At 67.5% G+C, this 13494-nt stretch carries 14 protein-coding genes and 1 tRNA gene; 8 read left to right on the forward strand and 7 right to left on the reverse strand.

All coding sequences use genetic code 11. The features are described 5' to 3' along the window. Window positions 1–437: DUF2384 domain-containing protein (locus ST3T6A_RS19150; protein ID WP_019831368.1), on the forward strand; the 437-nt coding region annotated here is incomplete at its 5' end. 504 nt (window positions 438–941) lie between these two features. On the opposite strand, the gene ST3T6A_RS21040 is transcribed toward ST3T6A_RS19150, so the two are convergent. Together ST3T6A_RS21040 and ST3T6A_RS0102800 are read right to left on the reverse strand one after the other, a co-directional pair. Continuing rightward, complete coding sequence (locus ST3T6A_RS21040; protein ID WP_083937307.1) at window positions 942–1238, reverse strand: ArsR/SmtB family transcription factor; 297 nt, start codon at window positions 1236–1238, stop codon at window positions 942–944. Window positions 1239–1461: 223 nt separating this feature from the next. After that, window positions 1462–1538: transfer RNA gene (locus ST3T6A_RS0102800), tRNA-Arg, on the reverse strand. A gap of 96 nt (window positions 1539–1634) precedes the next feature. Here ST3T6A_RS0102800 and ST3T6A_RS0102805 point away from each other — a divergent pair. The 3 genes from ST3T6A_RS0102805 to ST3T6A_RS0102815 all read left to right on the forward strand — a co-directional run bounded on the left by ST3T6A_RS0102805 (window position 1635) and on the right by ST3T6A_RS0102815 (window position 6566). Next, window positions 1635–2378 (forward strand): queuosine precursor transporter, encoded by a 744-nt coding sequence (locus ST3T6A_RS0102805; RefSeq protein ID WP_019831370.1) that lies wholly within the window; start codon window positions 1635–1637, stop codon window positions 2376–2378. 62 nt (window positions 2379–2440) lie between these two features. Further along, complete coding sequence (gene parC, locus ST3T6A_RS0102810) at window positions 2441–4759, forward strand: DNA topoisomerase IV subunit A (RefSeq protein WP_019831371.1); 2319 nt, start codon at window positions 2441–2443, stop codon at window positions 4757–4759. A 160-nt stretch (window positions 4760–4919) separates the two neighbouring features. Continuing rightward, a complete protein-coding gene (locus tag ST3T6A_RS0102815) occupies window positions 4920–6566 on the forward strand; it encodes a putative bifunctional diguanylate cyclase/phosphodiesterase (protein WP_235785713.1) in 1647 nt (548 codons plus the stop codon). Between the two features lies 1 nt (window position 6567). On the opposite strand, the gene ST3T6A_RS0102820 is transcribed toward ST3T6A_RS0102815, so the two are convergent. From ST3T6A_RS0102820 to ST3T6A_RS0102835, 4 genes are read right to left on the reverse strand one after another with little or no spacing between them, the layout of a single operon-like run. Beyond that, window positions 6568–7776, reverse strand: coding sequence for a CCA tRNA nucleotidyltransferase (locus ST3T6A_RS0102820; protein WP_019831373.1), 1209 nt, complete (start codon window positions 7774–7776; stop codon window positions 6568–6570). Next, on the reverse strand, window positions 7773–8360 hold the full coding sequence (locus ST3T6A_RS0102825) for a CoA pyrophosphatase (protein WP_019831374.1): 588 nt from the start codon (window positions 8358–8360) through the stop codon (window positions 7773–7775). Before ST3T6A_RS0102825 ends, ST3T6A_RS0102820 begins: the two co-directional genes overlap by 4 nt. Continuing rightward, on the reverse strand, window positions 8357–8941 hold the full coding sequence (locus tag ST3T6A_RS0102830) for a DUF1285 domain-containing protein (protein WP_019831375.1): 585 nt from the start codon (window positions 8939–8941) through the stop codon (window positions 8357–8359). Before ST3T6A_RS0102830 ends, ST3T6A_RS0102825 begins: the two co-directional genes overlap by 4 nt. 39 nt (window positions 8942–8980) lie before the next feature. Further along, window positions 8981–9529 (reverse strand): GNAT family N-acetyltransferase, encoded by a 549-nt coding sequence (locus tag ST3T6A_RS0102835; RefSeq protein ID WP_019831376.1) that lies wholly within the window; start codon window positions 9527–9529, stop codon window positions 8981–8983. Window positions 9530–9665: 136 nt separating this feature from the next. Between ST3T6A_RS0102835 and ST3T6A_RS0102840 the strand changes: the two genes are divergently transcribed. Both ST3T6A_RS0102840 and ST3T6A_RS19155 read left to right on the forward strand, forming a co-directional pair. After that, a complete protein-coding gene (locus ST3T6A_RS0102840; protein ID WP_019831377.1) occupies window positions 9666–10043 on the forward strand; it encodes a dihydroneopterin aldolase in 378 nt (125 codons plus the stop codon). Continuing rightward, window positions 10040–10831, forward strand: a complete 792-nt coding sequence (locus ST3T6A_RS19155; RefSeq protein WP_019831378.1) for an SDR family oxidoreductase — start codon at window positions 10040–10042, stop codon at window positions 10829–10831. The genes ST3T6A_RS0102840 and ST3T6A_RS19155 overlap by 4 nt, the downstream gene beginning before the upstream one ends. Here ST3T6A_RS19155 and ST3T6A_RS0102850 read toward each other — a convergent pair. Then, window positions 10828–11541: a hypothetical protein gene (locus tag ST3T6A_RS0102850; RefSeq protein WP_235785714.1), complete on the reverse strand. Its 714-nt coding sequence runs from the start codon at window positions 11539–11541 to the stop codon at window positions 10828–10830. The two genes, ST3T6A_RS19155 and ST3T6A_RS0102850, sit on opposite strands and share 4 nt — an antisense overlap. Before the next feature lie 428 nt (window positions 11542–11969). On the opposite strand from ST3T6A_RS0102850, the gene ST3T6A_RS0102855 reads away from it, so the two are divergent. Both ST3T6A_RS0102855 and ST3T6A_RS0102860 read left to right on the forward strand, forming a co-directional pair. Continuing rightward, window positions 11970–12635, forward strand: coding sequence for an energy transducer TonB (locus tag ST3T6A_RS0102855; RefSeq protein WP_019831380.1), 666 nt, complete (start codon window positions 11970–11972; stop codon window positions 12633–12635). Window positions 12636–12718: 83 nt separating this feature from the next. Beyond that, window positions 12719–13480: a MotA/TolQ/ExbB proton channel family protein gene (locus tag ST3T6A_RS0102860; protein ID WP_019831381.1), complete on the forward strand. Its 762-nt coding sequence runs from the start codon at window positions 12719–12721 to the stop codon at window positions 13478–13480. The last annotated feature ends 14 nt before the right edge of the window (window positions 13481–13494 follow it).

Below are 13494 nucleotides of genomic sequence, written 5' to 3' on the forward strand. Positions count from 1 at the left end.
GTAGTCTGAAAGTGCTGCTTCCGGGGGAGGTAGCGACTGCGCCGGTGGAGGCCGCCCGACGCGATGACGCGTTAGGTTGGGCGCAAGCGGAAGAGATGGGAGCCGGCCGACGAATGTTCCTTCGCGTGGCCGAACGCTGGAGCCTCAGCGACCAGCAAGTCGCGGCTGTGCTGGGGCTCGCGGCGATGGAGGAGCTGGCGCATTTCCGAGAGGACGCGATGCCGCTGAGCATCGATCTTCTGCTGCGGATCAGCTGCGTCATGTGTATCTACCAGGCGTTGAGCGATCTCTATCCAGACCCGGAGTGTGCCGACGCTTGGATATGGACGCCCCTTTCGGTGCCGATGTTTGGAGGAGCTGCGCCGGTCAGACTTATGGCAAGCGGCCGGCTGTCTGATCTGCGCCTGGTGCGGCAATATGTCGAAGCTCAGCTCTGACCAGCTCGCTGACGACGGCGCCGGAAGGGTGTCGAGCGTTGGTTCCGTGACCTCGAAAATGGCTGCGGAGTGAGTGATGGTGCGGCCCGGGCCATTCGATCGAGCTGCGTTCGATCGCCAGCAACTGGGGATCGCTACACTCTATGACCTCGATCTTCTAGTGGCAGCTTGGCAGTGGCCAGTTGCGCTGACCGAAAAGGTCTCGGGCTATTCGGCAGAGGCGCTCCGAGAAATGCGGCATCATCATAGGGCCGTGAGCGGGAACCTTATCGGGACGGTTCGCGAGATGAGGGCGCTGCATTACTGGCTATGGCTGAAGGGCGGCCCGGCACCCTTTGCCGAGTGGTGGCGGTGTGCGACACAATTCCAGGAGCCTATCGGAGAACGTATTCCTCTAGACGTCGTGAAAGAGGAAGGGCGTCGAGCGCTAAGGCCTCTTACGGCATATCTGGAAAGCTGGATCATGATGTAAGCCACCTTGCTGAGGTGACTTGCAACAGTGGGTCAGTTGGCTCCATCTATGGGATGGATGAGGGCATGCAGAAAGGAAATCAGATCGGAAAGGTAGGGTGTGCTGGCACGATAAATTATCGTTCGGCTGCGCCGCTCAGAAGATACGACGCCGTTGTGACTCAAGACGGATAGATGGGTTGACATCGTGTTGCGCGGGACTCCGAGACGCTCCGCGATCTCGCCGGCTGCCAACCCTTCTGGCTCATGCTCCGCTAAGAGCTTGACTGCTGCAAACCTTGTGCTCTGCGCGAGCGCTTCTAGCGCTGCGACAGCCGCCTTATTGTCCATTGCTCAAGCCTCGGCCGAATCGAGATTGATGTTCCGTGTCCACTGTTCACTGTCCACATTCCTTGGTCTGCGGACAACTGGGCTGACCTCACCCAAGCTAGCGAGGCGCCCGCCGGACAATGGCGATTGGGTGGGCCTTGGTTCACCGTACACGACCAAAAGTTCAACGTTAGCGATCATCCGGCTCATTCTTGCTGACCGCGATCACATAATACCGATTATATGGCGCGCCCGGCAGGGTTCGAACCTGCGACCACAAGCTTAGAAGGCTAGTGCTCTATCCAGCTGAGCTACGGGCGCCCGTCCGTCGCCTTAGCCCGGATTGCGCGGGCTGGAAACCGCGATACTGTGCCCGGCCATGACGTATGCGCAACAACAGCTTCACCCGGCCACGCGATGAACGGTCCCGCCAACATCCAGCCGGTCGAGGCCGGTGCGCTCCACGGGCGCCCGATGCGCTATTACGACTTCACCATGGCGGCGTTCGTCACCATCCTGCTGCTCTCCAACGTGATCGGCGCGGGGAAGGTCGCGAAAGTGGACCTGCCGGTGATCGGAGAGTGGCCCTTCGGCGGCGGCATCCTCTTCTTCCCGGTCGGCTACATCCTCGGCGATGTGCTGACCGAGGTTTACGGCTATGCCCGCGCCCGGCGCTGCGTGTGGGCGGGGTTCGGCGCGGTGCTGTTCATGGCGTTCATGTCGTGGGTGGTGGTGTCGCTGCCGCCCGCGCACGACTGGACGGGGCAGGCGGCCTACGAGCAGGTGTTCGGGCAGGTGCCGCGCATCGTTTTCGCCTCGGTCGCGGCCTTCTGGGCGGGGGAGTTCGTCAATTCCTACGTCATGGCCAAGATGAAGATCCTCACCCGCGGCAGGCATCTGTGGACGCGCACCATCGGCTCGACGGTGTGCGGGCAGGCCGTGGACAGCCTCGTCTTCTATCCGCTGGCCTTCCTCGGCGCGCCGAACTGGACGCCGGCGCTGGTGCTGAAGGTGCTTGTCACCAACTGGGCGCTCAAGGTGTCGTGGGAGGTGATCCTGACGCCCGCCACCTATGCGGTGATCGGCTTCCTCAAGCGGAAGGAAGGCGTCGACGTGTTCGACGAGCACACCAACTTCACGCCCTTCCGCACCGCGCTCTGAGCGAGAACATAACGGGACGCAGGCGCTTCCCAAGCGCGGGGGGCGCCTGCTAACCAGAGGCCATGGCCTCGACCGACACCCTCGAACCCGAACCCTTCACCGATGCGCCCTTCGACGAGGCGCTGTCGCAGCGCTACCTTGTCTATGCGCTCTCCACGATCACGGCGCGATCGCTGCCGGATGTGCGCGACGGGCTGAAGCCGGTGCATCGCCGGCTGCTCTGGGCGATGCGGTTGCTCAGGCTCGATCCGGCGGCGGCCTACAAGAAGTGCGCGCGCGTCGTCGGCGACACGATCGGCAAGTACCACCCGCATGGCGACCAGTCGGTCTATGATGCGATGGTCCGCCTCGCGCAGACCTTCTCGCTGCGCTACCCGCTGGTCGACGGGCAGGGCAATTTCGGCAATGTCGACGGCGATAACGCCGCCGCCTACCGATACACCGAGGCCCGCCTGACCGCGACCGCCGTGGACCTGATGTCGGGGCTCGACGAGGGCACGGTCGGCTTCAAGCCCACTTACAATGGCGAGGAAGAGGAGCCGGAGGTCTTCCCCGGCCTCTTCCCGAACCTGCTGGCCAATGGCGCGGCCGGCATCGCGGTCGGCATGGCGACCTCGATCCCGCCGCACAACGCGGCCGAGCTGATCGACGCCGCCGTCCATCTGATCGAGAACCCCAACGCGCCGACCGCCGATCTCCTCCAATATGTGCAGGGGCCGGACTTCCCGACGGGCGGCATCGTGGCAGACGGCCCGGCGGCGATCCGCGAGGCCTATGAGACGGGCCGCGGCGCCTTCCGCACCCGCGCGCGCTTCGCCGAGCCGGAGAAGCTCTCGGGCGGCACCTGGCAGCTCGTCATCACCGAGATTCCCTATCAGGTGCAGAAGGCCAAGCTGATCGAGCAGATCGCCAGCCTCATCACCGAGAAGAAGCTCCCGATCCTCGCCGACGTCCGCGACGAATCGGACGAGCAGATCCGCATCGTGCTCGAACCGCGCAGTCGCACGGTGGATGTCGAGACGCTCAAGGACAGCCTCTACCGGCTGACCGATCTCGAAGTGCGCGTGCCGCTCAACCTCAACGTGCTGGACGCGACGCGCACCCCGCGCGTGATGTCGTTGGCCGAGGCGCTGTCGGCCTATGTCGCGCACCAGATAGAGGTGCTGGTCAATCGCTCGAAGCATCGTCTTGCCAAGATCGACGATCGCATCGAGCTGCTCGACGGCTTCCTGATCGCCTATCTCAATCTCGACCGCGTGATCGAGATCATCCGCACCGAGGACGAGCCCAAGCCCGTGATGATGGCCGAGTTCGGCCTCACCGACCGACAGGCGGAAGCCATCCTCAACATGCGCCTGCGCTCGCTGCGTCGCCTCGAAGAGATGGAGATCAAGAAGGAGCGCGACGCCCTCGCCAGGGAGCGCGAGACGCTGGCGGCGCTGCTCGAAAGCCCGGCTCGTCAGCGCACGCGGCTCAAGAAGGATCTCGCCAAGCTGCGCGAGCGCTATGCGCCGGAAACGCCGCTCGGCGTGCGCCGCACGACAGTGGCCGAGGCTGGCCCCGCGCGCGAAATCCCGCTGGAGGCGATGATCGATCGCGAGCCGATCACCGTCATTCTCTCGCAGCGCGGCTGGATTCGCGCGATGGCGGGGCACCGCGACCTTGCGGCCGCCGATACGCTCAAGTTCAAGGAAGGCGACGGCCCGCTCTTCGCCTTCCACGCCTACACCACCGACCGGCTGCTGCTGGCGGCGGCGAACGGGCGCGTCTTCACGCTGGCGGCGGACAAGCTGCCGGGCGGGCGCGGCTTCGGCGAGCCGGTGCGCCTGATGGTCGATCTGGAGGGCGAGGGCGCGCCGGTGGCGCTGATGCCGGTGGCGCGCGGGAGCGACGCGCAGGTGCTGGTCGCCTCGTCCGACGGACGCGGTTTCCTCGCCAAGGTGGCCGACATCGTCGCCGAGACGCGCAAGGGCAAGCAGGTGCTGAACCTGCGCCCCGGCGCGGAGATGCGGCTGTTCCGGCCCGTCGTGGCGGGCGCGGATTATGTCGCGGTGGTGGGCGACAACCGCAAGATGGTGGTCTTCCCGATCCGCGAGCTGCCGGAGATGGCGCGCGGTTCGGGCGTGCAGCTCCAGCGCTATCGCGACGGTGGATTGTCGGACGCGATGGCGATCGTCTTCGCGGGCGGCATCAGCTGGGCGATGGGCGGCGAGACCGGCCGTGTCCGCACGGAGTCGGACCTGACCCCATGGCGCACCGCGCGCGGGGCGGGCGGGCGCATGGCGCCGCTGGGCTTCCCGCGCGACAATCGCTTCGGGCAGGTGACCCCACCGCCTCCGCCGGCCGTAACCGAAGAAGAAATCAGCGAAAGCAAAGATTAACCCGATCGATGTACGCCTCTTGGCCATGCGTATGGCCGAGGCTAGTCGGGAAAGCGAAACGCCGCCTGTGGAGAGGGCGGCGCGAGGCGCCTTGCGGCCTGTGCCGGAGACTGCCCAGCCCGCCGACATATCGCCCGAGGCCTGGGCCCACGCGATACGCGTGCGCGAGTCCTATCTGGAGGCGCTGCCGATCGCGGCGGCCATGGTTTCGGCGCTGCCCTCCGGACAGTTCGAGCTGGGCATCTGCAACGAGCGGTATCAGCAGCTCGATTCGTCGCGCCCGTCGAGCCAGCCGCTGCCGGTGATCGCCTGTCAGGATATCCTGCGCGGCCTGAAGACCTTTTTCCAGGGCGGCGGCGTGGAGCCGACTCGATTCGAATGGCGCGACGGCGATGCCGTCTCGGGCCGCCATTTCCACGTCAACATCGCGCCGCTGATCCGGATCACGGGCAGCCCGCCCCGCTGCCTGCTGACGCTGGTCGACCGCACCACCGAGATCGAGAACGCCCGCTCGCTGCGTGCCGAACTGCTGCACGACAGCCTGACGGGCCTTCCCAACCGCAGCGCCTTCGCGGAAGCCGTGGACGACGTGATGACCGAGGGCGCGGGCGCCAGCTACGCCGTGCTGCTGGTCGATCTGTCGCGCTTCAGCCGCATCAACGAGAGCCTGGGCGGCGTCGCGGGCGACGAGGTCATCATCACGGTCGCGCGGCGGCTGATCTCGACGCTGCGCGCCGGCGATCTGCTCGCGCGTATCGGCGGGGACGAGTTCGGCATCCTGCTGCGGCTCAGCCACGGGCCGGACGACGCGCCGGCGGCGGCGCGGCGGATTCAGGCGGTGCTCTCCACGCCCTTCCGGCTGGCCCGCTTCGAGGTGGGCCTCGAATGCGCGATTGGCTGCGCGCTGGTGGGCGAGGAGCAGACCAGCGGCGAGGAGCTGGTGCGCAACGCCCAGTTCGCGCTGAAGCGCGCCAAGTCGACCGGGCGCGTCGAGGTCCATCATCCCGGCGAGGCGGCCTGCGCGCGCTACAAGCTCGATCTGGAGACGGAGCTGCGCCGGGCCATCGATCAGGGCGACTTGCGGCTGGCCTATCAGCCGATCATCGATCTGGGGGCCAACAGGATCACCGGCTTCGAGGCGCTGTCGCGCTGGAAGCATCCGACGCGCGGGCCGATCGATCCGGGCGAGTTCATCCCCGTGGCCGAGGAAGCGGGGCTGATCGTGCCGCTCGGCCGCTGGGCGCTCGACAGTGCGCTCTCGACGCTGGCGGCGTGGGACAAGGATGCCGGCGGCCCGGTGCCTTTGTCGATGAGCGTCAACGTCTCGGCCATCCAGCTCGCGCGGGACGACGTGCCGGGCATGATCGCCGCCGCGCTCGCCACCCATGGCATTGCGGGCGAGCGGCTGACCATCGAGCTGACCGAAAGCGCCATCGTGCAGGACCCGGATCGCGCCACCCGCGCGCTTCAGGCGTTGCGGGGCCTCAACGTCCGCGTCGCGATGGACGATTTCGGCACCGGCTATTCGAGCCTGAGCTATCTGCGCCGTTTGCCGATCGACAATCTGAAGATCGACCGCAGCTTCGTCTCGGGCATGCTGGCCGATCGCGACAAGGTAGCGATCGTGCGCGCCGTGCTCAGCCTGGCCGACGCGCTCGGCATGACGACGACCGCCGAGGGCATCGAGACGATCGAGCTGTCGCAGACGCTCGCCGCACTCGGGTGCAGCCACGGGCAGGGCTATTTCTACTCGATGCCGCTGCCGGCCGAAGAGGCCGCCGCTTATTGGCGCAGCCGGCTCGGCTGATCTAGCCGGCTTTTCCCGCCACCGCCGCCACCGCCTCGCGCGCATAACCGTCGACGGTGGGCTTGTCGGGGAAGCCTTCCTGAACCCAGCGCTGCTCAATCGCGCGGAGCGTCGTCGCGACTGCAGGGCCGGCCGTCAGCCCCATGGCGATGAGATCGCCGCCGGACAGCGGGAAGGGTGGGCGTTGCCAATGCTCGATCCTGCGCGCAGCCTCCGGCTGGCCGGCAAGCAGCAGCCGATCGACGGCGGACTCCGCGCCGATCGCATAGGCCTGGCGCTCGGCCGCCGTCGTTCCGTCGGGCTCGGCCGCCAGCACGAGCCGCTTGCGCTCCAGCTTGGAGAGGCGCAGCCGCGCTGCCACCTGCTCGGCGACGTCGGGGTCGGCGGGCAGCAGCGCGGCGAGGCGGCGCAGGCCGTCGGGCGCGATGCCGGCGGCGCGCTCGGCCGCGAGCAGGGCCGCGAGCCGGGCGGTGTCGGTGATCTCGGGGACGACGGGCGCGAACAGGCTGCCTTCCAGCATCGCCTCCACGGTCGCCAGAGGATCGGCGACCGCCAGCAGCTTGATGAGTTCCGCGGCGATCCGTTCGCGGGAGAGCGCCATCAGATCCTTCGCGCGCGCCACGCAGGCGGCGTAGGATGGGCCGTCCGGCGCGCCCTTGCCGTAGCGGGCGTGGAAGCGGAAGAAGCGGAGGATGCGCAGGTGATCCTCGGCGATGCGCTGCGCCGGTTCGCCGATGAAGCGCACGCGGCCTTCGGCGAGATCGTCGAGCCCGCCGAAATAATCATGCACCTCGCCGGTCAGCGGATCGGCGGAGAGCGCGTTGATCGTGAAGTCGCGCCGGGCAGCGTCCTCCTGCCAGTCCTCGGTGAAGGCGACGGTGGCGTGGCGCCCGTCGGTCGCGACATCACGGCGGAGCGTCGTCACCTCGAAGGACTTGCCGCCCACCACCACACCGATCGTGCCGTGCGCGATGCCGGAGGCCGAACTCCAGGTATTGAGGCCTGCGGCCTGCGCCCGGCGCTCCACCTCCTGCGGCGCGAGGCGGGTGGCGACATCGATGTCCTGCGGCGTCTGCCCCAGCAGCGTGTCGCGCACCCAGCCGCCGATATAGCGCGTGGTGCCGCCGACGCCGTCGAGTGCTTCGATCAGGCGCTCGAGCGCATGCGGATCGGCAACGGGGGGAGGGACAGGGACGGTGCGTGCGGTCATGCGCCGATCCGCCGGCTGAGATTGACGATCATCGCCGCCGTCGCGCCCCATATCCGGCGGTCCTGCCACATGATTTCGTAGAAGCGGCGCATCGATCCCCGGAATTCGGCTTCGGCCTGTATCTGGTTGGCGGGGTCGAGCACATGAGCGAGCGGCACCTCGAAGATGTCCGCCACCTCGAACTCGAGCGGCACGAGCGGCAGGTCGGGCGGCACCACCGCGACGACCGGCACGATCGAGAAATTCGTGATGGTGCGATAGGGCGCGTCGCAGCCGATCACCGAGACGAGATCGCGCGGCATCCCGATCTCTTCGCAGGCCTCGCGGAGCGCGGTGTCGACCGGGCCGGTGTCGGTCGGGTCGGCGCGGCCGCCGGCGAAGGCGATCTGCCCCGGATGCTTGCGCAGCGCCTCGTTGCGCCTCGTCAGCAGCAGGCCCGGCTCCGGCCGGTCGGTGATCGCGACCAGCACGGCGGCCGGAACGGGCACGTCGCCCGCCAGCGCATGATCCGCATCGCCCGCCAGCGGCGCCGGAATGTGGGCGCTGGCGTGGAAGCGGGCACGGATGGCATCGACCGCCCTCACGATTCCGACTGCTCCAGGGGGAAGAAGGCGCCGTCGCTCCACAGCCCGATCGCGCCGCCGGGGCCGGCCGGCCCGGTGATGGCGAGGTCCGCCAGCGCATAATAGACAGGCCGCGCTACCAGCGCGTCGAGCCCGTCGCGCACGCGCAGATAAGGGTGCGCGCCATGGCCGCGATCCTCGATCGTCAGCGGATGGTCGGGCCCAAGGAAGACGATATCGCCGACATTGGTGCGCAGCGCGATGCGGCTGGCCTCGGCCGTGCCCTCGCTCTCCATCTCGACCGCGACGAAGGGCGCGTCGTCCACCGTGATGGAGAGCTTCTCCACCGGCGTCACCAGGACATGGCCGCCATCCGCCTCGCGCCGCAGCAGGGTGGAGAAGAGCCGCACCATCGCCGGCCGCCCGATCGGCGAGCCTTCATGCAGCCACGTGCCGTCCGCAAGAATCCGCATGGCGCTGTCGCCGCAATGCTCCGGGCTCCAGCGCTCCACGGGGGGAAGCTGTCCTTCGGCGGCGAGCCTGGCGATCTCGCTCAGCGACAGGCCGGCGATCGCATCGGGGGGAGGGGTGGTGAGCGGCATCTTCCTCCCCCTAAAGCGATTTTCCTTCAGGGGAAATGTTCAGCCGCGCGGCGCCAGCCGCCCTCGTGCCGGGAGCCTCTGCCCCTCGTCGAGCCGGGCGAGGAGACGCCGCCGCTCGAACGGGCCGGGGAGTTCCCATTCCCCAGTGGCCTCTGCCGTGAAGCCGAACGGCCCGTAATATTCCGGGTCCCCGATCAGCACGGCGGGGATACCCGTCCCGTCGATCGCGGCGAGCCCGCGGCGAAGCATGGTGCGGCCGATGCCTTCGCTGCGGCGATCGGGATGGACCGCGATCGGCCCGACCAGCCAGAGCGGCGTCACGCTGTCGTCCTCGCCCACGAGCGCGAGGGGCCAGCTCTGGAGCGAGCCGACCAGCCGGCCATGCTCGTCAAAGGCGGCGCAGCTGGCGACGGGTTCGGCGGCGACGCCGTCTCGCAGGCGGTAGGCGGTGCGTTGGCGTCGCTCGTGGCCGAAGGAGAGATCGAGCAGAGCCTCGACCGCCATATTATCCGCCAGCCCCAGTGGCGCGAGATGCGCGCCATGCGCCTCCGCAGCCTTGATTGCGCCTGTAGCCGTCACCGTTTCCACCCGTTCCGATCCTCCTTGTCCGATTCGAAAGGCGCCGCGCTCTAGCGGTTCTTGGGCACGCTGTGAAATCCGCGCGCCTTGCCGCCCGCGCGTGGGCTGGCTAGGCGAACGCCATTGCAGATGGATGAAAGCGATTATGGCGGACGATCTTCTTCAGCTTGAGGTCTCGGGAATCGAGACGATGGTGCTGACCGGCATCTATTCGGAGGAGACGCATCTGCCGCAGCCGCTGCGTGTCTCGGTGACGGTGGACCTCGCGCTGCCGGAGGCGAAGTTCGCGCCCGATACGCCGCTCAACCAGTCCAAGAACTATATGGATCTCAAGAAGGCGGTGACCGATTCGCTGCCCGAAGGTCTGCACTTCACCCTGGTCGAGGCGGTGGCGGAGCACATCATCGCGACGATGTTCGCCGGCGACGAGCGGGTGCGCCGCGTCGAGGTGAAGATCGTGAAGCTCGCCATCTCGCAGGGCGGCGAGGAGATCGGCATCCGTCTGGTGAGGCATCGCGCGTGACGGCGGCCCGCCCGCTGGCGCTGGTGACCGGCGGTTGCCGGCGGCTGGGGGCGGCGCTCTGCGCGGCGCTGGCCGAGGCGGGCTACGACCTCGCCATCCACAGCGGCGCGACGTCGGCGCCCGAAGCCGGGCTGGCCGAGCGGCTGGCCGGCGCGGGCGCGGTGTGGCGCCACTTCACCGCCGACCTCGCGGACGAGGCGGCGGTGGCGGGCCTGCTGCCGACGGTGGAGGCCTCCTTCGGCCGTGCGCCGGCGCTGCTCGTCAACAACGCCGCGCGATTCGACTACGACTCGCCGGAAACCGCCACGCAGGCGGGGATGCTCAGCCATTATGCGGTGAACAGCGCCGCGCCGGTGCTGCTCGCGACCGCGCTCGCCACCAGGGCGGGGCCGGAGCACCGGGTGGCGATCGTCAATATCCTCGACCAGCGCATCGCCGCGCCCAATGCGGACCAGTTCAGCTACACGCTGTCCAAACTGGCGCTGGCGGAGGCGACGACCATCCTCGCCCGGCGATTCGCACCTTATGTCCGGGTTTCGGCCGTGGCGCCGGGGCTGACGCTGCCGACCGCCGACTATGATGCCGCGCGGCTGGCCGAGGCGGCGAAGCGGATGCCGCTCGCAGCGCTGCCCTCCCCGGCGGAGATCGCCGAAGCGGTGCTTTATCTTGCGCGCGCGGGGGCGGTGACGGGGCAGACGCTCTTCGTCGACGGCGGGGCGCATCTCTGCCACTTTTCCCGCGACTTCCTGTTCCTGGAAGCCGCGGAGGAAAGCGAGCCGCGGCCTTAATTGGCCACGGCGTCGGCCCCGCTCGTGGTGCGGCCGCAGGGGCCGAGGCCCTTCAGCACGAGGCGATAATCGTCGCGCGCCTGCGCCGCGTCGTCGACCGCCTGGTCGGCCACCGCGTCATCGGGCAGGGTCGACGGAAGCCCGCAGGCGAGGCGATACCAGAGCAGCGTCTCATGCTTGGGAGCTGCCGCCTGATCGTCGACGATCTCGCCGAGCGAGACGGACCAGCGCGGGTCCTCGCCGGGGTGGCGCTGGACGTTGAGCGATACCGGGCGATTATCCGCGGTTTTCAGGAATATCTGGGTCTCGCCCTCACCGGGAATGCTGCCCGCGACATGGAAGGCGTGGCCGACCCCGGTGACCACCGGCGGCGCCGAGGGGGAGTTGGCCTCGGACAGGATCGCGCGCAGCCGCTGCTCGCGCTCGGGCGTCCATGCGAGCTGCGCCTTGCGAGAGACGAGCTGGAGCGTCCCGGGCTTGCCCGGAATCGGGCGCGAGAGCAGAATCAGTTTCTGCTTCTTGAGCTTCGGAGGGTGATTCGCGGCATCCAGAGGCATGTCCACCAGCCAGGAGACGGTCCCCGGGAGGCCGCTGCGACCCGCGATCAGCGCATCGACATCCCCTTCCACATAGAATCGCACATACCCCGGCGCGACCCCCACCGCATCCGGCCCCTTGAGGCGGATCGTGTTGCGCACGGTGACGATCACGGTTGCGCGTGCTGCAAGTGCGAGATCGATCAGGTCCGCATAGCTTTCCGTGGCGGAGTTCTGCGCGCCAATCGGTGTCTGCGATGATGCTGCGCTAGCGAAGGTCAAGGCGCCGAATAGGAGCAGGCCTGCCAATTTCGGCTGACATTTCATGGGCGACCAACCTCCACTCTTCAATCTGTCATGGTTCGTAATGCACCCTTTTTCCCTGCCGTTTTGGCTCGCGGGATTCAAGGGACGGAGCGGAATTATGACTCCTGGGATGCCAAGACATTGCCCGATCGTATATGTAAGGGATGGACATCAAATCGATCGCTGCATAGCATGAAGTGACGGCAAGGGGGGTCTGACGGCCCGCGATGTTTCGCGGCCATCTGACCCCCATTGCCATGCCGCAGCCTTTCGACAGCACGGAGTGGCTCTCTTTAATGGCCTACGTCGACCAAAATCAGAGTAAGGAGAAGACGATCGCGGCGGTTATCACCGCGATCCTCATCGCCGCTGTCGGCTACGCATTCTACACTGGCCTCGCCTTCAACATCGTTAAGAAGGTGGCCAAGCAGATGACCGTACTCGACATCAAGGAACCGCCGCCCCCGCCTCCGAAGCAGCCGCCGCCTCCGCCGAAGGAGCAGCCGAAGGTCGAGTCGCCGCCGATTGTCACTCCGCCGCCGATCGTGCAGCCGCCGGTCGTCTCGGCGCCGCCGATCGTGACGACGCCGAACCCCCCGCCTGCTCCGGTGATCCAGGCTCCGGTCGCGCCGTCGCCCCCTCCGGCGCCGCCGAAGCCGAGCCAGGCAAGTGGCCCCAAACCCCGCGGCAATCCGGGCGATTGGGCTAATTCGGACGATTATCCGCCGTCCGCCCAGCGTAATCAGGAGCAGGGTCGCACCGGCTTCAGGCTGGACGTCGGCGCCGATGGTAAGCCGACCAACTGTACGGTGACCTCGTCGAGCGGCTTCGCCGATCTCGACCAGACGGCCTGCCGCGTGCTCCTGCGTCGTGCGCGCTTCACCCCGGCGAAGGACGTCGCGGGTAGCGGCATTGCCTCGACCTACAGCAGCACCGTCGTGTGGCAGCTGCCCAAGGACTGATGTGACGGCCGGTCCACGGTGACGTGACCGGCCCGTCCCTTTTTCTCTTTGCACTCCATATTTACCTCAAGGAACCGACGACAATGACGACCCCCGCTACCGCCGCCGCCGCCGGTGCCAACCCGTACGGTCTGGTCCCCGCTCTTCAGCAGGGCGGCCTCATCACGCAGACCGTGTTCGGCCTGCTGGTGGTTTCGCTCGCTTTCTCGCTGTTCATCATCTTCTCGAAGCTGTTCGAGCAGCAGAAGATCATCAACCAGGCGAAGAAGGTCCGTGCGTCCTTCTGGAGCGCGCCGAACATGCGCGACGCTGCCGCGAAGCTCGAGAAGAACTCGGCTTATCGCCAGATCGTCGACGACGGCATCATCGCCGAGGAGCAGCACTCGAAGCTGACCGATCCGATCGACCAGCACGAGTGGATCCACAGCTCGATCGTCCGCAGCCAGAACTCGATCGCGTCGAAGCTCGGCACCGGCCTCGCCTTCCTCGCCACCGTCGGTTCGACGGCGCCGTTCGTGGGTCTGTTCGGTACGGTTATCGGTATCTACCGCGCGCTCATCAAGATCGGCATGGCCGGTCAGGCTTCGATCGACGCCGTCGCCGGCCCGGTCGGTGAAGCGCTCATCATGACCGCTCTCGGTCTCGCCGTCGCCGTTCCGGCCGTGCTCGGCTACAACTGGCTCGTCCGCCGCAACAAGACGATCGTCGAGGGCCTGACCGCCTTCGCCAACGATGTCCACGGCTACATGATCTCGAACGGCGCGGTGCGTCCGTCCTACGGCCTGACCAAGGTTGGCCAGCCGAAGGTCGCCACCACCGCTTCGGGCGTGCAGACCAAGGCGTAATCCGGTGACGGCCG

Source organism: Sphingomonas sp. PR090111-T3T-6A, from assembly GCF_000383095.1.
GTDB lineage: Bacteria > Pseudomonadota > Alphaproteobacteria > Sphingomonadales > Sphingomonadaceae > Solisphingomonas.